Origin of the sequence: Phaeobacter sp. G2, from assembly GCA_025163595.1 — a bacterium.
GTDB lineage: Bacteria > Pseudomonadota > Alphaproteobacteria > Rhodobacterales > Rhodobacteraceae > Pseudophaeobacter.
On sequence record CP104100.1, the window covers coordinates 3,740,429 to 3,760,994 of the forward strand.

Genomic DNA, 20,566 nt, shown 5'->3' on the forward strand with positions numbered 1-20,566 from the left:
GTTCTGCGTTGCAGCTTCACCAAACCAGCCATTCGACACGTTGTGCAGCATTTTAGTTGGCCGGAGGGCAGCAGTGCGGGACTTTCCCGTCATTCGTTTTTCGCGCTTTGCTGACGCAGCATTCCCTCGCAGCCACGGCATATCAATTGTTGCAGCGCAGCGTGTCTCGCCATTGCTGCCATTCAACTGCACTGTTTTGGGTGAAACCGAAACTGTGCTTTCACTGTAATGGCGTTTGGACACAAAAGACGTGGCCTTTGTGGCGGTTAGCTTTCCAGCAGTGCGCTAACGCAGGCCCACCGCAGATGCGGCACACTCATTGCTCTGGTGCAGTCGCCAAGCGGAAGCGGATGTGAAATTTGCTACCCTCTCCTTCGACCGAGGTGCACCAGATGATGCCCTTGTGCTTCGTCACGATTTTCTGACATGTCGCAAGGCCCAAACCGGTGCCTTCGTACTGTTGTTGTGCCCAGAGCCGTTTCAGAGGGGCGAAAATGCCTTGTAGATGCTTTTCGGGAATGCCGATGCCATTGTCCGCAACCGAGATGACGACGTCTTTTTCGTTTGTGGATTCTACCTCGACTGTGATTTGTGGTGTCTCGGACTGGTTGTACTTTAATCCGTTTCCAATCAGGTTCTGAAAAAGCTGAATCAATTGGGCTTTGTTGCCAAGCGCGGCTGGCATCTTGTTGAGGGTGACCTTGGCTTTTCGTTCCGCAATATGGTGGGAAAGATTGTCAGTGGCGGCCTGCGCTGCCTCAAGCAACGGAACATCGGCAAACGGGACATCCTGATCCAGAATCGCATAGCCTGCAAGCACCTGGATCAGCTCGTCGGCCCGCGTTGCGACCTGTGCCTGAGAGGACAGGAGTTCTTGCAATTGATCGAAATCACCTGTTGCCAGATCTTCTTGAGCCATTTCTCCTAGCGTGCGCACGTTTCGGAGCGGCTGACGCAAATCGTGCACCAAAATGTTCAGGAACTGCCGCCGCTCGTCGTCCTGATCGGCCACTCGGGCCTCGAGTGCAGAGCGGCTGATTGCGTTTTCAATCGCGCTGCGCAGGTAGGTTTCATTCAACCGCTGTTTGATCAGATAATCAGCGGCCCCGACCTTGATGCATCTGGCCGCGACTTCTTCGTTGCCCTGTCCGGTCAACATGACAACGGGCGTAAAGGGTGAAATCGCCTTGAACTCTGCAAGAATATCAAGCCCATCTTCTGCTTCGAGGCGATAATCCAGAATGACGCAATCAGGGTCGGATTCCCTGAAATAAGCCAGTGCCTCAGTGCCGTTCGCCGCGGCCTCAACCGAAACCCCGCTGCGACTCGCGCGGATCATTTCTGCGATGTTTTCGCGGTCGTCGTCATTGTCTTCGACCAACAACACCCGCAGGGCAACATTCTCCGTTGTGCCAGTGTTTTTAAGGTCTTTTTGACATTCCGTGATCGCGGTCCTGATTGCGGTCTCAAGTTTGCCAGCATTAATATTTGATTTACTCAGGTATCCTTTGGCCCCGGCACAGACCGCTGCTGCGGCCAGTTCTTCGTTGCCATCCCCGCTGATCATGACAACAGGCAAAAACAAATTCCTGGATTTGAGAGCAGTCAAAATCGCCAACCCGTCTTCGCCCTGCCGACGGTAGTCCAGCAATACGCAATCCACAAGGTTTTCAGCGACATAAGCCAGAGCTTGGTGACCCGAGTTTATGGCATGTGTTCTGAAACCATCAACCTCATGCAGCATATCCGTCAACAATTCCCGATCGTCAGGGCTGTCATCAATAATAAGGATTTCAGTCACTTATGTCCCCATTGGCTGTGGAAGAACAACAATCTGGAACCAGTAGTCCCGCAACCGCGTGATCGCCTCGATGAAGCCATTCAGATCAACCGGTTTGACCACATAGCTGTTGGCCCCTTCACGATAGCAGGCGTCAATGTCAGCCTGATCGCTCGAGGATGTCATCACGATTACCGGGATTTTTCTGAGCATCTCGTCGTGTTTGATCTGGGCCAGCACCTGACGCCCGTCCGTGCCCGGCAGGTTGAGGTCCAGCATGATAAGGCAGGGCATTGCTGGTTTGTTTTCTGCGAACGCTCCGTTTCCGCACAAATAGTCCAGCGCTTCATCACCAGTCTTGCACCAATAAATAGGATTGGCCAGGTTGTGATCTTGCGTCAGTGCCGTGAAGCAAGCCTCATAATCGTCAGGGTTGTCTTCTACGATCAAAATCGTGGCTGAGCTGTCCATGTTGCTTCACTCCTGTCAGGTCTTTTTTTGATTTGGTTTTGATGTTGGCCAGCGGCATTGAGAAATAGAATGTGGTGCCGCTCTCTGGGTCGCTTTCGAACGTGATCGTGCCGCCGTATTTCTCGATAATCCTGCGCACAAATGACAGCCCTGCACCGGTGCCCGCACCATAGAGTTCTTCGCGGTTGAGGCGCTGGAAAATGCGGAAAATCTTGTCGCGGTTTTTGTCTTCGATGCCAATACCATTGTCCCGCACCCAAAAGACATCATGTAGTATCATCTCATTGGCAGTGGCTTCGGGACTGAACCCAACCTGTACTGTTTTGGTGTCTGAGTCGTTGTACTTCAGCGCATTTACAATCAGGTTCTGAAAGACAGTTTTGACCTTTGATCGCTCTGCGTAGATCCAAGGCAGGTCAGCAGAGCATTGAATTTCGCCCTGCCGCTCTGTCATCCATTCTTTCAGTTCTTTCTCAATACCTTCAACGATGTGGCTGGTATCGACATCTTTCATCACCTTTTCACCGCGCCCCAACCGGGAAAAGAACAACAGGTCTGAGACCAGCTGTTCCATCCGTTTGGCGAGCAAGAGCATACGTTCCACACGTTCATTGCCCTTTTCCGAAAGCTGTTCGCGGGCCAGAAAACTGGCGTTGATCGCGATACCGCGCAGCGGTTCTTTCAGATCATGCGATGCGATATAGGCGAATTCGTCCAATTCCCGGTTAGAGCGTTCAAGTTCTGTAATCACCTTGCCAAGGGTTTCGGTGTGGGCTTGTTCGCGTTCCAGTTCGCGCTGCTGATGGGCAAAATCCAACATCTTCTGCCTCTGCCGCTGCCGCTGTACATATAGTAACGCCAGCAGGAAAAGGGCCACGGCAGCGCCAAAACCGAACGCGGTATAGATCCGTGTCGGTGTCCAGAAGCGCGGCACACCAAAGTATTCCTGGTGCAGTGCCGCGTATTTATCTGAGATTAAATAGCCTGGAATGACCGCATCCAACCGCTCGCGCACATACCCAAGCCCGGGGCGCAGGGCGATTCTCCGCTAGACCTGCAAATACGCTGGCTGAACCATTTCGATCCGCTCATCGTTTCCCGATTGTTCGATAAACGCTTCAACCGGGTCTACGGAGTAGAGGAACGCATCCACCTCTTTGCGTTCAAGTGCTGCAATCATCGGCTCCAGGTCATCGAAAGTGACAATATTTGTCATCCCGGCATTGCGCGCATCGTGGTTGGTTCGGCTGATCTCCTGTATGGCGACAGGCCGGTCCACAAGGTCGTTCAAACCAAGCACATCGTCGGTCTCACCCTGGCGCATGAAGATGCCAAAGGCCCCGCGTTCAATCGGCAAGGTGAAATCCATCCGTGATGCGCGTTCAGCGCTCACCGATATTTGCGGGAGCATGTCAAACGGCCCTACGCCAGGCCCCAGCCCCCATTCTTCGGATGTAATTGGGGTGAACTTCAGCTCAAGATCGGCCAGTTCCGCCAGATATTGCAGGACCTCCACCGCAAAACCACTAAAGCTGCCATCGTCGTTTATGATGGTGTAATTGCCAAAATCTGTGACCCCAACCGTCAGAACATCAGGGGGCTGTGCTGGGACATCAAGACTGTAAGCGCGTCGCAGGGCTGGCAACCGTCCATCGGCCTCCAGCCGGGCAAGTGCCTCATTGATAGGTCCCAACAGCGCGGCAAGGCTTTCATGCAGGGCGACATGACGGGTTGCTTCCTGCAAGGGATCGCCAACAAAACTCAACCGACCGTCAATATCCGCAGCGCGGGCCAGCCTGTACACAGTTATCGGCGGTATCAAAAGTGCGTCAACACCCCCCGACAGCAGCGAAACGACAGCCCGTTCAAGGCTCGAAAACGGGACGGCAATATTGTCCGCCAGGATTGGTTCTTCGGACCCCAGTACAGTCGGCATCACGCCAATTCTCAAGTTTTGAATCGGACCTACGGAAAATGCGGTGCGATTGGAGGCCAACACTGTGAACAGCAATGTCTCAGACGCCACGGGATCGGAAAATACATACGTTTGGGAGAGTGCGGGAAGTTGGACGATTCCTGCAAAGAGTTGGGCGCGGCCAGACGCGAGCGTGGCAACAACGTCGGGAGCGGTTGGCACATATTGGAATTCAACGGGCACACCGATTTCGGCGGCAATCATTTCGGCCAGTTCAACGGAAAACCCTGCAGGCCTGCCATCGGGCCCGACATGCGCAAATGGCTTGAAATTCGTAAACGGCATGACCAACGGCTCAGCTGCCGTTTCCTGCGCATGAAGCGGCGCTGACAGCGCCGCCCAAAGTGCCACCAACAGCAGCCAAAGCAGGCTTACAACCTTAGGTTTGCGCATGAAACGTAGGAAGTCTTGATGTTTCACTTTGGCTTTGCAATGGCTTTCCTAAATTTGTTTGCTTCGTTAGTGTTTAGTTGATGTGTATTAACGCAGCCTATACACTGGCCATCAAGTGAAATTCAATTTTGGGGGGAGCATATAGGGAAGAGGCGCAAGAGCACGTGTGCCAATTGCCGGATAACTGCATCTGGCCAGCTCGGGCTTGCGTTCTCGCTGCGTCCGACATGAATGGCCGATGTGCCCGCCCCATCGCAGTAGACTCAATTGTACCCGCGTCCCGTTAAATTCGCTGCGAGCGCACGCAGCATAAAATCACAACGACCGAGTCGGGCTCTCTACCGCCGTTCGCTGCATCTTTCACCAATGGCGGCTCTGACGCAACGGCCAAACTTTGCAAAGTGTGCAATCTGCGCATTGCTGCCCTTGATGGGGGCCGCAGCACCGAGAGGCGGCTGTTTGGCAGCTGAATGGCTGCTTTCGCCTTCCCGATGCATGACCCGAGCACTTGCAGCTAAGGTCCGTTTTCCGCCCGATCTGCATAGATGGGCTCTGAAGGCTAGCTGCAAGTGTTGCGTCCCCTTTCAGCTTTGGTCGCTTGATAGCCATGTGTTTCCTCGTTTTCCTAATCACTGCGGAGGACCACGTCAGTGGGGGAGGATCACTACCGGTTCCCCCCGGCTTGCGGGGAAAACCCCGATATCCGGACTGAGGCACTGGAAACCGTGCGCGGGCTCATTGAGCGTGTGGTGGTGGGTCTTAAAACGGCCAGGTCACGGTGGCTCTCGAAGGGGCGCTGGCAGCGATGATCGACGTGGCTCCAAACGCAAAAATCCCTTCCGGAGAAGGGCTTGATGGGAACACGCTTGAGTGTTCGCTAAATTTGGTTGCGGGAGGGGGAATTGGACTTTGGCGAACTTTTCTGACTATCGGCAGCTGAGGCTTATTCCGAGACCAGCTCTTTGGTATCGCCTTTGGTGCCTTGCTGCTTTTCCGCCTCACGTTTTGCTTCTTCCTTCTGCTCGCGCAGATCATCTTCAACCCGCTCGAAGACGCCCTCTGGCATTGGGCTGTGTTTTGCGATCCGGCGGCGATTGCCGGCGGTCGCCAGCATGCAGACCTCGTAGTAAAAATCCTCAACGGCTTCGGGCTCGTTTTCGGCCAAAAACCCGATCCAATCTTCGATCGTATCGGCGATCGCCTTTCGGGCGGCCTGTTGTGTGGCCTCGTCCTTTCTGGACATATTCGCCGCGACATTCGCGACCTTAAACATAGCGGCTTGCATTGCCGGGCTCATTGTCGCCGCAGCAGGGTTCTTACGGGTGGATTTGACGGGCTTGCGGAACATACGTTTGCTCATTTTAGAGTCCTTTGGTTTGGTGTTTTTACCGCTTGAGGCGGGATTGCCCCGCGGCATAAAAATTAGATAAAAACGTTTTTCTGCGGGCAATCGTTTTTTCTCGGAGAAAATGGCGCGAGAACCGCTCAACTATTTGTATTATCTATGTTTTTATTTTCCCGGCTCTCTGCGGATCTTTCATGTGAAAGATTTCCTGCCAAAATCGTCATTTTCAGGCGTCGAGCCAGGTCTGGAAGCTTGCTGATATTGCCCGACAGATCGGCTCCCAAAGTCCCGCCAATCCTGGCCAACAGTCCCCTCACCTCTTCAAGCGTCTTATTGGCGGCGCGGAAGTCTGCATTGACCCGCGCAAGCGCTTCGTTGCGCGCCGTCTTGAACATCGCGCCCCATCCGCGGCGGAACGCCTTTGCAATGCGCGATGCCCCTTTGGGTGAACGTTGCGCATGTCGCTGCGCCCGCAAGAACACCTCGTCCTGCTCTCGCCCTTTGACCGGAGCCAACGCCCCCTCAGCGGTTTTCGCAACAGGATCGACCGCGCCCTGCGCCACCGCCTCGGTGATTTCAATTATGGTCTCTGCCTCCGCCGCTTTCTCTTCGGCGACGGCCGAGCGGGTTTCAAGATCGCGCTCACGCTTGGCCAGCTCAAGGTCCTTCTTGCGCCGCCAGTCGCGTGTTTTACTGTGCATCCGCTTTGGAGGCGGTGTCTTGCCCTTGGCGATGGCCTCGCGGTATGCCTCCTTGCGCCGTTCCCCACGATCAAGACCGATCTCGGAGAACCATTCGCCAACGCTATCTTGGGCGTGCTCATAATCTTCGATCACATCAAACTTGGAAGGCTGAAGCATCAGCCGGGTGGCGATGACTTTTTTCTCACCGGTCTTTTTGTCCTTGCGCGTCATCTCAACCTGCACGCGCGGCATGATCACGGCGTGAATGTGGTAGGCCTCTTCATCAAGATCTGCCCGAGCATGAATGACATCATCGACAAAAGTCTCCTTCAGCCAAGCGATGGACAGCCGTTCAAAATCCGCAATCCGTTGATTGTGCTCGACGCCTTCGCCAAATACAGCTGCGGGGCCAGCATCGAACCACGCCTTGTTGACCGTCAAGATCACCTCGCGCATCGGCCCGTGCCGCGTTGGCCGCCAAGGATTGTGCGGCCCCACAGCCAGCCGCTTCTGGATGTCTTTTTTTCGCTTGCGCTGCTCCAGGGCCTCCAGCTCGGACGCAAAGTTCTGCGCCTTAATAGCTGCGATCTCCGCCAAGGCATTGGCAGCCCAGTCCTCGCCTCCGAGCAGCAAGCGATTTGGCGCTGGCGGATGTTCAAGAATGTGGCCGATGTCACCGCCGACCCGCTTGCGGTGTTTCTCATAGCCTGCGAGGTGTTCAGGCCCGATGCCCTCAAAGCGCAGGACAACCGGGTAGCGTGTTTCGAAGTGTGAACCATCCATTTTATCATCTCCTTGGTGGTGGAGACGAAAAAATGGTTATGCGGTTTTCGAGACCATAATTTGGGCGCGTCGAAAGTTGCAGGTGAAAGAAATCGCTTCAGAGACGGACGGGCAAGGGCCGATCAAACGCAGATGGATTGGGCGGATTGCGGACATTAGCTGCACCTGCGAGAGCTCCGGGACGGACAGACTGAAGCAGCCGTTCCAAACCATCTCAAGCGGATCCCATATGCTGCGCCACGCGCCAAGGTCGGCTGTGCGCAGAAAGCGACCTTTGCAAAGTCACTTTTTCGCCCGAACCTGTCGTTGGTGCCAAAGGCCGGGAGTGTTTAAACAGCTGGTGCTTGCTCGTTTTCTGGCGAAGATAGGCTTTTTTGTCTCGGCTTTTATTGCGCTGCTGTTGCTGACTGCCCCCTAGTGAGAAGGGTTTCGATGTGATCTATCATTTGGCGGGTCTCCGCCGTCATTTCGCTTTTATCACCGATGATGTAGCGCGCAGTACTTATCGCTCGACAGCGGTTCTCAGCGTTCGAAAGCAAACGCGGCAGGCTTTCTAGCGCGGCGTCTCCACCATACTCAACCACCAGGGTTTGTTCCTGGATCATCCGAACTCGATCATCTGACGGAATTTCGTCGAACGGATGGGTTTCCGAGAGGATGCGCGCCGAACGCTCCAAACGGTCCTGCCGCACATCCTTACGCGTATTGGCGAGCAGAATGAGAATTCTAAGCAAGCCCTCAGCAAAGCCGCCTTCGTTTATTCGAGCCAGTGCGTTCTGGACGCCTGGCAGGCTTACGAGATCTTCCGGGCGTTGATGTGTGCGATGGATATCGCGCGGGGTGCCATAGTTGATGGCCATTGGCGTGCCCCAGAGGGTGAAGAAGGCGATTTCTTGCGTAGCTTCGCGCCAGGCGGTCATCACATTAAGATTGGTCTCAGCCATATCTATTATGAGCTGTTCTGCCAGCAGAAAAGGGTTGTCCGCACTTACTTTCTTACGGTTCCGGCGTGTGGTGTCGGCCTGGGTCGGGATTGTTGCCATTGCCGGGTTGGCACTACTGAAACTGCGGCGTCTCTGCCGCATAGGATGCATGTCTCGCGCCAGCTCGCCCATTTGCTCAGTCACCGTTGCCTGAAGGAGGGGACTCATGGTCGTATCGTAGCTTTCTGCAATCGCTTCGGAATAGCGGGCCACAGCGGCGAAAGCTGGTTCTTCGCGGCGCTGGCCGGAATGGGAAGCGACATCTACAAGTGAGCGCCGAGCAAAGCTGAGAGCAAACTCCTTTGCATTGCCTTCTCCTTGCACATCCTCAATGAGAATCTCGTAAAGCCCAGGCGCCAGCGCCTCAATCGTCTTAAGCGCTGAGGCCATTTCCGTATGCTCGCGTTTAGCGATTTTGCCCGAAACGAAGATCCCCAGGTGGCCAACGTCTTCGTGCACGAGGTAAAGGATCCTCTGGCCCAGCACCTCAATCTCGTGCTCGTCGCCATAGGTGTCGATAATCCAATTCAGCGCCTGGCCCACCGGGGTAATATTGTCGCCGTGCGAAGCGAAGCAAATGATCGGCGCTCGGATTGCCTTAAGATCAATCGGGAGACCGGGTTCGAGCTGTGCGGTGTTGTTGCCGAGCTTGTTCCCGACAAAGAGATTCTCCACAATCCAGCGAATTTCGTCCCCGGTCATGCAATAGAATGCACCCCACCATTTCTCAAATTCTAGAAATTTTTCGACGTCGTCATCAACGGACGCATAGAGGTCATAGTATTTCCGCAGGTAGTTTCTGCCCGGGTTGAGCTTTTCGAAATTGCCCACCAGATTTGCACCGTCAAAGATTCCGCCGCCCAGATCAGAAGCCATCTGAGCCAACCATGTGCCACCCTGAACACCTGCGGAATAGCGCATTGGATCCTGGCCGAGTTTCCCGGACCAGTAGGACATCGGCGCACCATTCAGCACAATGGGTCCGGTGAGATCGGGATTGGTGGCCGCGAGAATTGCGGTGGCCCAGCCTCCCTGGCAATTACCCACGACAATTGGGGCAGGGCTGTCGGGATGGGTATTTGCAATATGACGCAGGAAAGCGGCCTCTGCACGGGTCACGCGGGCCAGCGTCTGCCCTGGCTGTGGCATTTGTCGAAAGGTCACGAAATAAACTGGGTGGCCATCAGCGAGCGCGACACCGACCTGGCTGTCGTGCTTGAAACCACCAATCCCGGGGCCATGACCCGCGCGCGGGTCGATGATCACGTAGGGGCGCTTCCATTCCCGGATTACAACGCCCTCAGGCGGAACTATGCGCAGCAGAACATAGTTGCACGGCTCGGGTAGGTCCTTGCCTTCTAAGATGATCTCGAAATCGTATTTCAGCACATGCTCAGGTGGTGCTCCCCTATCCTGTGACTGGATGTTCATGTCAGACCATTGCCGCAAGGCGTCGAGCGTCAGAATTCCGCGCTGGACCGCATCGGTCACATACTCATGCCAATCGGTTATCAGAGAACCACCCTTGTCCTCCCAACTTCTCTTGATCAGACTAAGGCCTTCCCCTTGTATCCGCTCGGTATCGGCCCAACCTCTTTGCATTGCCTTCAGGCCAAGGCGTTGTGTGGCCGCCCTAAGGGCATCTGGCTGAAGCCTGAGGGATTGACTGATGGCTTCTTGATTGTCGGTACGGGTGCGAGACACGGTTCTTATCCTTGAAGGGGAGAAATTGCGCCCTAAGGCGCACCAAGACCGAAGTCATCCCATGATTGAAAAGCCACCGTCGATTTTAACGACAGCGCCGGTGACGTTGCGTGCCTCCTTGGACGCAAGAAAGGCCGCGTAGGCACCGATATCTTCGATGCGGGCCAGAGTGTGGGTTGGTGCGCGCTTGGCGGCCTTCGCCAACATCTCGTCGAAATGCTCAATCCCGGAAGCGGCTCGCGTGGCCAGCGGCCCGGGGGAGAGCGCGTTGACAGAGATCATTTTCTCGCCAAGTTCGGCCGCAGCGTATCGCGTAGCACTTTCCAGAGCAGCCTTGACCGGCCCCATGATGTTGTAATCCTCGATCACCTCCTCAGAACCATAGAAAGTCACCGTCATGCATGTGCCACCATTCCGCATCATCGGCTCGGCCAGCCGGATCAGCCGTAAGAAGGAATGAACTGACAGGTCCATTGCAAGCTGGAACCCTTCTGTTGAGCAATCTAAGACCCGACCGTGCAGGTCCTCTTTCGGACAGAAGGCGATCGAATGGACCAGAATGTCGAGTTCTCCCCATGTCGCGCGGATCACATCAAAGAGCGCGGATTCTTGTTCTGGATGGCGGACATCGAGGGGCTCGATGATTTCGGCATCAAGTTTCTCGGCGAGTGGGCGAACCCATTTTTCGGCCTTTTCGTTGAGATAGGTGATTGCCAGATCCGCACCCTGTGCACGGATGGCCGTGGCGCAGCCATAGGCGATGGACTGCTCATTGGCGACGCCGACAATGAGCGCCTTCTTTCCTTCGAGTGAAAACATCACAGGCCCCTGTTTTGCTCCCGAACCATTCTGGCAGGACTTTGTAACGACTTCGCTGCGATGCAGAAAAAACTATTCAATGAAACGATTGACAATTGTCTCTTTAGCAAACCGATGGGTCAGGTCTTCGGCGGAGGTATGGGTGCTCCAACCGCGTTTGGTGGTTCACGTTCCACTAAGCCTCGACTTGCAGCCACTACGAATTTCGGCTCCCCTTTTTTTGGGGAAGTGCGCTGTCAATGCTACGTCAAAAACAAATGTCTCCTTCGGGCTGACAGCAGTCAACCAGGTGGGCCGATCAGACCGGCGACAGAGTGTTCAGGGTGAAAACCACACGCTGCACCGCCGCAAGGCGGCTTTGAGCCCAGTCTACCAATTTTCTGCGCCGCAGCGAATGTCCTCTCTCGAAAGAAATGACTACATCACTGCTGCAACGGTTCAAGGGCATAACCCAACTGACAACAATTGGCAGTTGGGTTGAGTTAGGTCGGTCTCGTCACCAAAATCGAGGAGATGAGACATGACCAAACACACAATCGAAACAGTCACTTTCAAACTGGTCGACGGCATCAGCCGCGAAGACTTTGCCAAGGATGCCGAAGCTATAACCGACTTCGCCCGCGAGCAGGCGGGATTTGTCTCGCGTCGCTTGTCGTGCGGCGATGATGGGCTTTGGATCGAGCATGTCGAATGGGAAACGCTTGACGCGGCCAAAGCGGCGGCCGCACAGATTGGTAAGGAGCCAACCCTTGCGACTTGTATGAAAGCCATCGACGGGCCAAGCGTTGTCTTGCATCATACCACCCTTGAGATCAGCGTGAACTAAGGAGGCAAAATGCGTCGCAGTGACCGTCTTTCGGAGATCATAGAGATCGTTCAAGATGGTCGCTTGCACCTTGCCCGTGACATTGCTGACCGATTGGAAGTCTCGGTGCGTACGATCTATCGGGATTTCGACACGCTTGTCGCCTCGGGCATCCCAATAGAAGGTGAACGTGGTGTGGGATATATGCTGCGCGAGCCTGTGTTCCTCCCGCCGATGAACCTTTCCTTGACGGAATTGGAGGCGCTGCATCTGGGCATGGCAATTGTGTCAGAAGCGGCGGACACCGAGCTGCAGACAGCAGCGGCGTCTCTCACTTCGAAAATCAACAAGGTGGCTACAGCAAACGGCACAGTTCCGAAAAATTGGGGCTTCGGGGTCTATCCCTTCGCGCAGGCGAAAATCGGATTTGAGCATATGCCACGCATCCGCTCGGCGATCCGTAGCAAAGAAAAGCTGGAAATCGCTTATCAGTCCTTGGGCCATCAATCCACGACCCGGGTGGTTTGGCCCCTGCAAAACGCGTATTGGGGCCGCGTCTGGACCATGACGTGCTGGTGTGAACGTCGGGACGACTTCAGATCGTTCAGGATTGATCGCATCAACGATTGCCATCGCACTGGCCGTTACTTCGATGATGAGGGTGGCAAGCTCTTTGCGAGATACCTCGACACAGTGAATGTTGACTTGGCGCAATTGACCCAAAGGCGGCCTTGAGCCGTCCAGCGCTTGGTTCGAAACCGGTCATTGGCGCATCCGCAGTAAAATGGCGCTTTGTCCGCACACCACCAGTTCGCTGCCACCTTGATTTCGCGCTCGCAGCTAACGTCGGCAATGCGGGATGCGACCGCAGCATCTTGACCGGTCGGTGAAAGGCTGGTCTGGGCGCGCAAGCGTGTGCCACGGCAATCTTGGATTAGTCGTCGGAGACGCCGGAAAGGGTGCAGGGACAGATGGCGAATGGTCCTTGCCGTGGAGTGTCCAGAGAGGGGAAGGCCCCCTCTTTGGTCCCAGCTGGATAGGCTGCCAGGGGGTGCAGGGGGGCTCGGCGAGTGCCCATCTGCGAGTGGGGATGAAAGGGGAGGGCGAAACCTCCCTTTCTCAGGCTGAAAGCCCCGTGAGGGTTTGGGAGAGTTGGACGTCTCCCAAGGTCGCCGCAGGCGGCCAGGGTCCAGGGGCGCGCCCCTGGCGAACGCGCAGCTCGAACGGAGAACCGAAGGGCCGGAGTGCGAGCTGCTTAGTGAGTAAATGACCCGCGTTATGAGTTGCTAAACAAGTCGCTTTCGGCCCGAAGCCGACATTCGCCAGGTCAGGCTTCGCTGCGGCGCAGCTTCACCAAAGCCGCCGTCGACGGCATCATGCAGCACAATCTGGCACGCGAAGGTCCACCAAGCGGACGAAGCCCCATTGCGCTGCAACTGCGCCAACGGCTGGTTTTGGACGCTTTCCTAAGAAATGTTCTACCGATGGATTCGCTTTGGCAAACCGATACTCCTCGCGGTACGAACCAACCGCATTCGGGCCGCTATTCCGCGATAGGGTAGCGCCCTGCGTTCGGCCCTTCGATGGAAATCCACTGAATTTCGGTGAACGCCTCAAAGCCCATGGCGCCGCCCGAGCGGCCATAGCCACTGTCCCTGACGCCGCCGAAGGGGATCTGCGGTTCGTCATCCAGCGTCGTGCCGTTGATATGCGACATCCCCGCGTTCAGACGTTTGGCCATGTCGAGCGCCAGCGTCACGTCGCGACTGAAGATTGCAGAGGAAAGGCCGTAGTCGTTGTCGTTGGGCACCCGCAGGGCGTCTTCGGGGCCGTCCACGATGACGACACTCGCCATGGGGCCAAAGCTCTCCTCCTGGTATACCCTCATCTGGGACGTGACGCCCTTCAGCACGGTCGGGGCAAAGACGCGTCCTTCGGCGGTTCCGCCGGCAAGGCATTCCGCCCCCCTGGCGACAGCATCCTCGGTCATGTCGCGCAGGCGTGTCACTGCGGCCTCGTTGATCACAGGGCCCAGAACCGTGCCGTCCCGGCGCGGATCCCCGTAGGGAACGGTCTTCGCCAGCGCGGCAAGGCGGTCACAGAAGGCATCGGCAATGGAACGATCCACGATGATGCGCTCTGTCGACAGGCACCCCTGACCGGCGTTGGCAACAGAGCCGAAGGCGGCTGCGCTGACCGCCCGGTCCAGGTCGGCATCTGCCAGCACGATGCAGGGCGCCTTGCCGCCCAGTTCCAGCACCGCAGGTTTCAGATGCGCTCCTGCCTTCTGGGCGATGATGCGTCCGACCTGCGTCGACCCGGTAAAGTGAACCCGGCGCACGTCCCTATGGGCGATCAGGGCATCGACCACTTCGGCCGCATTGTCAGGTGCGTTCGTGATCAGGTTGAGGACGCCGTCGGGGATCCCCGCATCGGCAAAGCACTGTGTGACCAGCGTGTGGGTCAGCGGGTCAGCGGGGTCTGCTCCGAGACCTTCATGACCACGGTATTGCCGACCACCAGCGCGGCAGGAACAGATGCCCCGACGAGCAAAGCAGGTGCGTTCCACGGAATGATGCTGACGACGACGCCCGCCGGCTTTCGGATGGCCATCATGGTGCGGTCAGGGGTGTTCGAAGGGATCGCCTCGCCGGTCAGCCCCTGATAGGCCGCGCCCGCCGCAAAGCGGAGTTTCTCGCACAACACCTTGACGTTGTAGGCGCCCCAGGCGGCAGGGCCGCCCATTTCGACCGTGATCGCGGCAGATATTTCGCCGGCGCGGGCCTGTACCGCCTCGGCCGTGGCCATCAGATAGTCACCCCGCACATGCGGTGCAGGCCGCCCAGGGGGCGAAGGCCCCCTGCGCGGCCTGCACCGCGCGCTCAACGTCATGCGTCCCGGCTGCCGATGCGCGGGTCGCCGTTTCGCCTGTGTAGGGATCAAGGCAGGTGTAGGTTTTTCCGCCGTCGGCGGGCGACCAGCGTCCGCCGATGAAGGGTGATTCATCTGTATTTTTCATTGGATTTCCCTCGTTACCGTGCAGACCGCGCTGCGGCGAGCTGTGCAGCGACCTTTGCCACCCGAACGCCGTAAAGACGCGCGGTTTCCAGATCCCCCGCCGACATCTCGTCGGGGGCGGCATCGGCATCGGCCTGGGTCATGAGGCCGGCATAGGCGCCCATCCTGTTCAAGTCATCGCGCTTGGCCGCCTTGGTGTTGGCAGGCTTGATCGCAAGCGACACCCAGTGCCCGCCGTGCTGACCGGCAAGCAACATGAAGTATTGCAGCGTGTTCAGCTTGTCGCCGTTGAGGCTGGCGGAATTGGTGAAGCCGCCCATGATCTTGTCTTCCCACTCTGCCGCGAACCAAGGCTTGGAGGAGGCATCGGCGAACTTTTTGAACTGCCAGCTTGGACCACCCATGTAGGTCGGCGACCCGAAGATGATGGCATCCGCGTTCAGCAGTGTGTCCCACGCCGCGTCGGGTATGTTGCCTTCGGCGTCGATGGCGATCAGCGTGCCGTTGCCGCCTTGGGCGACCGCTTCGGCCACGCGCAGGGTGTGGCCATAGCCGGAATGGTAAACGATGGCGCTGGTGATTGTGTCTTTGGTCATGGAGTTTTCCTTGAGATTTTAGGGGGGGCGCAGGCCGCAGGGGATCCCTGTGGCGCGGCTTTCGGTGGGATGGATCAGGTGGTGCTGCGGACCGGGAGCAACGCGCGCAGGCGTGGATCGCGCAGCCACAGGCCGCCCCAGACCAGCACGCCCAGCACCAGCGAGATGATTTCGGGCGCGGAGCCGATCTCGCCCAGCCGGACATGCGCGCAGATCGCGCCGCCCAGAAATCCGGTCGTCAGGATCGCGCCAAGCACGGCTGTTTTCGGGATGGCGTAAAGGACGGCACAGCCGATCATCAGTGTGCCCAGAAGCGGGGCCATGCCGGTATCGAACCCGGCCTCGTCCAACATCGGACCCGCCAGCGCGGGAACAAGGAATTGCACGATGCCGTCGGCAAGCAGGGCCGCGACAGCCAGCACGCTGGCTGCGCGTCCAAGCCGGTGCAGGCCGTCTGATTTCGATCTGTCTGACATGATGTGGGGCCTTGTGGAGTTTTCTTCTGCTCCCCTATCTACCCCTCCACATTGGGCCTATAAATCATGCGAATAAGAACGTACTGTTCACCTCAAACGAAACAATGGCGGCCCCCGGATGCACAGCCTGGAACACCTTCAGATCTTCCTGCGCGTCGCTGAAATGCGCAGTTTCAGCCGTGCGGCCGAAAGCCTGGGCACGCAGAAGGGCCGCACCTCGACCGTTGTGCGGCAGCTTGAAGAAGAGCTGGGCGTCAGGCTGTTGCACCGCACGACGCGCACTGTGCAATTGACCGAGGACGGGCGCAGCTTCTACCAGCGCGCGCGGGACCTGCTGAGCGATTTCGACGACATGAGCACGATGTTCGCAGGCGATGACGTGGCGCTGCGGGGACGGTTGCGGGTGGATTTGCCGACCGAGCTGGCGCGCTCGACGCTGGTGCCCGCCTTGCCGGGTTTCATGGCCTCTTATCCGGATCTTGAGTTGGAGCTGTCCAGTACCGACCGGCAGGTGGATCTTGTCGACGAGGGTTTCGACTGCGTGCTGCGTATCGGACCGATCGGAGACGAAACCCTGATCGCCCGCCCCGTGGGGCGGCTGCGCATGGTGAATGCCGCAAGCCCCACCTATCTGGCGCAGCACGGCACTCCGTTATCGTTGGATGATCTCCGGCAGCAAGGTCACAGAACCATCCATTACAGCCGAACCCTTGGCGCGCGGCCCTACGGCTGGGAATATCCCGACGGCGATAACTACGCGACGCTGCCATTGCCCGGCGCATTGCAAGTGAACAGCGTGCAAACCTACGAGGCCGCAGGTCTCGCGGGTCTGGGCCTGATCCAGGCCGCCTATACCGGCGTTCACCGGCATCTGGAAAGCGGTGCCTTGGTAGAGGTCCTGTCACACCTCAGGCCCGAACCTCTGGAGGTCAGCCTTGTGGTGGTACACCGTCGCAACCTGTCGCGGCGGGTCCGCTTGTTCATGGCCTGGGTCGAAGATGTACTGGCACCCTATCTTGATTGAAGGGCTGAACCATTGCCAGCCTCGCGAGAGCAAGCAGGCCGAACGAACCAGATAGGCTGTCTGGCGCTGTTTCAAAGCCGCCATTCGACCACTCTGCAGCATTTCGTATCTTGGGCTCGAAGCTGCCTTGCGGCAGTGCGGCAGCAGGATTGCAGCAACACCGTCGTCAGATTTACATACCTGATGACCGTTGTCAGCCCAAAGTGACCGATGCGAAGGGAGGCTGGCTCTCGTCGCCGCACATGCACAAATCGCGTCTCGACTTCCCGGAACCGGACATTCAAGCTGTCAAATGCGACTTGTTGCCCTCAATGTCGGCAGTGAGCCCAAAGCCACAAATGCTGCACTATGAACAAACGGCAGTTTTCGGGAACATCACCACAGATTCCATGGCCAGACTGTTGCTCAACGGAACACGAGTAAGTAGGTCCCCCCTACCGACCCAATGCATATGTGGGCTTCTGGTGAAACTACGCACCATGCTCGTAGCCAAACAGCTCGGACATAACAATTCCAAATACGCCGCCAAATGCCATCTCAATCATCAGATAGCGGTCATTCAAACTATCAAGGCTAGCATCTGGATTATTCAAAACCGAATAAGGAACTGCAAAAAGCCCGCCAAGCATTGCGAAAACTATTATAAATACAAGTGCAACAAGCGGGAGGCCGACTGCGTCTTCCGAAGTGACTAGGCCCCTCATTCTAAAAAACCACATTACAACCGATGATACGTAGGCAACCGTCAACGGCAAGCTTATTTCCGAAAGTTTAGCTCCTTCCGGCAGGTCAAAGTAAAAAATAAGAAGGTATGTAATTGCAACATGCCCAACAACAACAAGCAAGCCAACTGCCATAGAAAATTTCTGTGCATTCATGGATTTCCATCCTCTAATATTTTGGAAGATCTAATGCTGTCATAGTAGGAGTAAACTTGACGCCAATCACCTTTATCTTCACGCCTTGGAAACAAAGCTTCAGCCAAATTGTATGTACGATAGAAGTTTCTCAACAACAGCAACTTCTCGCCGTCCTCGTTTCCAAGATAAGCCACTCCGCCTGCTAAGTTTCCAAGCGAGGCGTTGTTTGAATCAGTATCTGATTCAGACACATACAGCCTTTGAGCGCAATCAATCGTTCGCTTCAAAATACGCTTAAAGTCTAGTTCTAGCTGGCTTCCATCCACAATATGTGTGTAGGCGGCTTGATCGAGTGCTAATGACTTCAGGAAAGATTGGGAAACTCGAAAACATGCATCAATCTTCTTATCCTCATGAAGTGCCAGCAGGACTTTCGCCCCAGCATTCATTGACACGATTGGCTGCTCTGAAAAGACCGTTGAAATCCTGGCTACGACATAGTCCTCAAGACTACGAAAACCGGGTGCTGATCTACCCCCAAATTCTGAAGTCATAATTCGGCTTAGAAGCTCCAAGTAAAAACCGACAAACCCAGAATCCTCTTTGTTGTTGTCGTAGCGGTCTTCCAAGAATCTTAAAACTCGAGCGATGTTTTCTATTCCGCCGTCTCCGAAGTAGTGAATATTAGTCAAAAATATTTGATAAAGGCGACGCCAGTGCGTCTCATCCGTGACATACCCTTTTGTAACCAGGGTTCGCAAAGCGAAAAGAAGAAAATCCGAATTTTCATCTGTGAATAATCCTCTTTCTGTCAGGTCAGCCGGGTAGTTCGAGCTGAATTGGAGATCAAGACTATTATCTGCTCTCAGCTTTAATTTCAGCCATCGAAGATCTGTGATGCCCTTCTCATCAAAATAGGTAAGTGGTACTCGCCTTAGCAGGGACCCGTTTACATCTACTATGTCGGCATACAAAAGGCCTCGATGAACATTTCCAGAGAACCTAAGGTTCTCTCTTCGCAACTCGTACTGACCGTAAGAGTTTTTGTCGTCGTCTCCCAGTTCGGCTATCAATTCAAAGCCACCAATTTGGTTGTCGTTTTGGGTATACAGGAAAACTCGAGCGCGAGCCTGCGGAGCGGTGCCGACGTTGTATATCAACAACGACAACTTGAAAGATTCAGCGACGACCTGCTGCGCCCAAACTGAAATTAGTATTGCTACCGCAAAAATGAATCTCATGGTTCCCCCAAAAACCAGCTTGGTCGTGCCTTTACAACTTCAGCCGGGGAAATATCTCTGCATTTCTTTGAGATCTGAAGTTTCATAACGCAAGCTCCTTCATAAACTTATTTTGGCTTTTACAAATTATAAACGCGCCGCCTGGACGTGCATCCAGTCAAAATCCCGCGCTCTGCCAAGACTGATCCAGCCTTCAGCTTCCCAAAATTCCCAGAATTTGACTGCATCCGGTTTGGCTAGTCGTGCGTGTTTATGGTCCCATTTGTACCTGTTGCGAGCACTGTCGAAATCAATCGCTATCGCCCACGAGTGCATAGAAGCTCGGCTACCGCCCGTCATCTTTCTACAGTTATAGCATCCTGCAAACAGATTAATGCCGAGATCCACTATCCCGTCGTCACCGTACTCTTTGTAAATTTGGTCGAACACACGCGACGCACTGTCGTGAGCTTTTTCGTGGATCATGAAGCCGTCGATAGTAGTACCTAAATCCCAAGCAAGCTTCATCTCGAAAGGCAACGAGAGGCGTTTCATCTTAGGCTTACAAACAGTACCAAAGAAGGATGGAACATCCTTCTGTTTTGGCCATACGGATTTTGATTTCTCGACTGGTTTGAAGGGCTTGGGGGCTTCGAGATCATCGCGCCATTTTTCTTCATGATCCAGCCCGGCTTTCAAACGATTAAACGCGATAAACGCCAATTCTGTACGTGGTCCAAACAACCCGTCAATCCGCCCCACGCTTAAATCAAGGTCACGGCAAATCAACTGACCAATAGCGAGCTTGCGCCGCGCGACCCCCCAAGTTCGCCAGTCTCCCGAAACAATCTCGTCGTTGGCTTGAAGAGCGTCTCTTGCTGCTGCGTTTGAGTTCTTGCCGAACAACCCATCAATTTCGTTGTGGTAAAAGCCCCAACGCTTCAAGGCGATCTGCAAGTCTTCGTCATCAATGGCAGCAGGGACCATGCTGGATTGAGGGTCTGGCTCTACTGGTTGAGCATTGCCTGAACCGTCATACCCATCCGAGAATGACCAGCTTCCCGCAAGGTCGTTCATTGCTGTTGCCATGACATCGTTTAGTCTGTTACGCCAACCTTTGATAAAGAACTGAACTTTTGGATGCCCGAGATATCGGGCCTTTCTCGCTTCCGCGAGCGCAACTGCGACTTTCACCAGTTCGTCACTGGACAGTTCGGCCACCTTTTTGGCTTCCGCGACGCTTAAGCGACCGTTTTCAGCCAAGTCACAAGCGTCCTCCAGAAACCTAACCATCGTACCGGTACCATGGTTAACCGCGCCGTCCATCATTACCAGATCAATCGGCCTTGGTAGATGGCCCCCTTTGATCACATCATAATATCTGGACTTAAAAATATCTCGGGCTTCGGCCTTGGTCAGGTCGCGGACCTCTTGCTTAGTAACTGAAGCAACGCCGCGCCATTTCGCCAAAACTTTGTGGGTAATGCCGTGGTTCGTGGCTCCTCCAGGGTCTTGAGGATGATCAACGTACCCCCCTTCCCACTTAAATACGGTTTCCATGATTTCTTCAAAACGAAACAATAGGAACTCCCAATCTAAAAATTGCAATTTTTTCTTCAGTAATACGACGA

At 55.5% G+C, this 20,566-nt stretch carries 19 protein-coding genes; 3 read left to right on the plus strand and 16 right to left on the minus strand.

Going from position 1 to position 20,566, the window contains the following annotated elements:
* Positions 1-316: 316 nt before the first annotated feature.
* From N1037_17735 to fabI, 8 genes are all read right to left on the minus strand, one after another.
* Positions 317-1,801, minus strand: a complete 1,485-nt coding sequence (locus N1037_17735; protein ID UWS79080.1) for a response regulator — start codon at positions 1,799-1,801, stop codon at positions 317-319.
* On the minus strand, positions 1,802-2,251 hold the full coding sequence (locus N1037_17740) for a response regulator (GenBank protein ID UWS79081.1): 450 nt from the start codon (positions 2,249-2,251) through the stop codon (positions 1,802-1,804).
* Positions 2,208-3,266 (minus strand): ATP-binding protein, encoded by a 1,059-nt coding sequence (locus tag N1037_17745; GenBank protein ID UWS79082.1) that lies wholly within the window; start codon positions 3,264-3,266, stop codon positions 2,208-2,210. The genes N1037_17740 and N1037_17745 overlap by 44 nt, the downstream gene beginning before the upstream one ends.
* A gap of 33 nt (positions 3,267-3,299) precedes the next feature.
* Positions 3,300-4,511 carry a transporter substrate-binding domain-containing protein gene (locus N1037_17750; protein UWS81396.1) on the minus strand — a complete coding sequence of 404 codons (1,212 nt, stop codon included), beginning with the start codon at positions 4,509-4,511 and terminating at the stop codon, positions 3,300-3,302.
* A 1,051-nt stretch (positions 4,512-5,562) separates the two neighbouring features.
* Positions 5,563-5,979: a hypothetical protein gene (locus tag N1037_17755; GenBank protein ID UWS79083.1), complete on the minus strand. Its 417-nt coding sequence runs from the start codon at positions 5,977-5,979 to the stop codon at positions 5,563-5,565.
* A gap of 125 nt (positions 5,980-6,104) precedes the next feature.
* On the minus strand, positions 6,105-7,430 hold the full coding sequence (locus N1037_17760) for a plasmid recombination protein (GenBank protein ID UWS79084.1): 1,326 nt from the start codon (positions 7,428-7,430) through the stop codon (positions 6,105-6,107).
* A gap of 386 nt (positions 7,431-7,816) precedes the next feature.
* Entirely contained in the window at positions 7,817-10,117 is a 2,301-nt protein-coding gene (locus N1037_17765) for a DUF3141 domain-containing protein (GenBank protein UWS79085.1), read from the minus strand.
* A 54-nt stretch (positions 10,118-10,171) separates the two neighbouring features.
* Complete coding sequence (fabI, locus tag N1037_17770; GenBank protein ID UWS79086.1) at positions 10,172-10,936, minus strand: enoyl-ACP reductase FabI; 765 nt, start codon at positions 10,934-10,936, stop codon at positions 10,172-10,174.
* A 520-nt stretch (positions 10,937-11,456) separates the two neighbouring features.
* Between fabI and N1037_17775 the strand changes: the two genes are divergently transcribed.
* Positions 11,457-11,762, plus strand: coding sequence for a hypothetical protein (locus N1037_17775; GenBank protein ID UWS79087.1), 306 nt, complete (start codon positions 11,457-11,459; stop codon positions 11,760-11,762).
* 9 nt (positions 11,763-11,771) lie between these two features.
* On the plus strand, positions 11,772-12,476 hold the full coding sequence (locus tag N1037_17780; protein ID UWS79088.1) for a YafY family transcriptional regulator: 705 nt from the start codon (positions 11,772-11,774) through the stop codon (positions 12,474-12,476).
* An 808-nt stretch (positions 12,477-13,284) separates the two neighbouring features.
* Here the strand turns inward: N1037_17780 and N1037_17785 are convergent.
* The 5 genes from N1037_17785 to N1037_17805 all read right to left on the minus strand — a co-directional run bounded on the left by N1037_17785 (position 13,285) and on the right by N1037_17805 (position 15,831).
* Positions 13,285-14,310 (minus strand): aldehyde dehydrogenase family protein, encoded by a 1,026-nt coding sequence (locus tag N1037_17785; protein UWS79089.1) that lies wholly within the window; start codon positions 14,308-14,310, stop codon positions 13,285-13,287.
* Complete coding sequence (locus N1037_17790) at positions 14,205-14,549, minus strand: aldehyde dehydrogenase family protein (protein ID UWS79090.1); 345 nt, start codon at positions 14,547-14,549, stop codon at positions 14,205-14,207. Before N1037_17790 ends, N1037_17785 begins: the two co-directional genes overlap by 106 nt.
* Before the next feature lie 7 nt (positions 14,550-14,556).
* Positions 14,557-14,760 (minus strand): aldehyde dehydrogenase family protein, encoded by a 204-nt coding sequence (locus N1037_17795; protein UWS79091.1) that lies wholly within the window; start codon positions 14,758-14,760, stop codon positions 14,557-14,559.
* 13 nt (positions 14,761-14,773) lie between these two features.
* The gene (locus N1037_17800; protein ID UWS79092.1) at positions 14,774-15,355 is read right to left on the minus strand and encodes a flavodoxin family protein; all 582 of its coding nucleotides are present in this window, start codon (positions 15,353-15,355) and stop codon (positions 14,774-14,776) included.
* Positions 15,356-15,429: 74 nt separating this feature from the next.
* Positions 15,430-15,831 (minus strand): DoxX family protein, encoded by a 402-nt coding sequence (locus N1037_17805; GenBank protein UWS79093.1) that lies wholly within the window; start codon positions 15,829-15,831, stop codon positions 15,430-15,432.
* Positions 15,832-15,949: 118 nt separating this feature from the next.
* Here N1037_17805 and N1037_17810 point away from each other — a divergent pair, with 118 nt between their 5' ends.
* On the plus strand, positions 15,950-16,855 hold the full coding sequence (locus N1037_17810; GenBank protein ID UWS79094.1) for a LysR family transcriptional regulator: 906 nt from the start codon (positions 15,950-15,952) through the stop codon (positions 16,853-16,855).
* A 470-nt stretch (positions 16,856-17,325) separates the two neighbouring features.
* Here N1037_17810 and N1037_17815 read toward each other — a convergent pair whose 3' ends face one another.
* The 3 genes from N1037_17815 to N1037_17825 all read right to left on the minus strand — a co-directional run bounded on the left by N1037_17815 (position 17,326) and on the right by N1037_17825 (position 20,516).
* Complete coding sequence (locus tag N1037_17815) at positions 17,326-17,733, minus strand: hypothetical protein (protein ID UWS79095.1); 408 nt, start codon at positions 17,731-17,733, stop codon at positions 17,326-17,328.
* Positions 17,730-18,956 carry a hypothetical protein gene (locus N1037_17820; protein UWS79096.1) on the minus strand — a complete coding sequence of 409 codons (1,227 nt, stop codon included), beginning with the start codon at positions 18,954-18,956 and terminating at the stop codon, positions 17,730-17,732. The genes N1037_17815 and N1037_17820 overlap by 4 nt, the downstream gene beginning before the upstream one ends.
* 126 nt (positions 18,957-19,082) lie before the next feature.
* Entirely contained in the window at positions 19,083-20,516 is a 1,434-nt protein-coding gene (locus N1037_17825) for a hypothetical protein (protein ID UWS79097.1), read from the minus strand.
* Positions 20,517-20,566: the final 50 nt, after the last annotated feature.

Bases quoted from the DNA above. Each gene is read 5' to 3' on its own strand.
- N1037_17810 (UWS79094.1), top strand. From the start codon at position 15,950: ATGCACAGCCTGGAACACCTTCAGATCTTCCTGCGCGTCGCTGAAATG.
- N1037_17805 (UWS79093.1), bottom strand. From the start codon at position 15,831: ATGTCAGACAGATCGAAATCAGACGGCCTGCACCGGCTTGGACGCGCA.
- N1037_17815 (UWS79095.1), bottom strand. From the start codon at position 17,733: ATGAATGCACAGAAATTTTCTATGGCAGTTGGCTTGCTTGTTGTTGTT.
- N1037_17760 (UWS79084.1), bottom strand. From the start codon at position 7,430: ATGGATGGTTCACACTTCGAAACACGCTACCCGGTTGTCCTGCGCTTT.
- N1037_17795 (UWS79091.1), bottom strand. From the start codon at position 14,760: ATGAAAAATACAGATGAATCACCCTTCATCGGCGGACGCTGGTCGCCC.
- fabI (UWS79086.1), bottom strand. From the start codon at position 10,936: ATGTTTTCACTCGAAGGAAAGAAGGCGCTCATTGTCGGCGTCGCCAAT.
- N1037_17820 (UWS79096.1), bottom strand. From the start codon at position 18,956: ATGAGATTCATTTTTGCGGTAGCAATACTAATTTCAGTTTGGGCGCAG.
- N1037_17755 (UWS79083.1), bottom strand. From the start codon at position 5,979: ATGAGCAAACGTATGTTCCGCAAGCCCGTCAAATCCACCCGTAAGAAC.
- N1037_17775 (UWS79087.1), top strand. From the start codon at position 11,457: ATGACCAAACACACAATCGAAACAGTCACTTTCAAACTGGTCGACGGC.
- N1037_17780 (UWS79088.1), top strand. From the start codon at position 11,772: ATGCGTCGCAGTGACCGTCTTTCGGAGATCATAGAGATCGTTCAAGAT.
- N1037_17800 (UWS79092.1), bottom strand. From the start codon at position 15,355: ATGACCAAAGACACAATCACCAGCGCCATCGTTTACCATTCCGGCTAT.
- N1037_17750 (UWS81396.1), bottom strand. From the start codon at position 4,511: ATGCCGTTTACGAATTTCAAGCCATTTGCGCATGTCGGGCCCGATGGC.
- N1037_17790 (UWS79090.1), bottom strand. From the start codon at position 14,549: ATGGCCACGGCCGAGGCGGTACAGGCCCGCGCCGGCGAAATATCTGCC.
- N1037_17740 (UWS79081.1), bottom strand. From the start codon at position 2,251: ATGGACAGCTCAGCCACGATTTTGATCGTAGAAGACAACCCTGACGAT.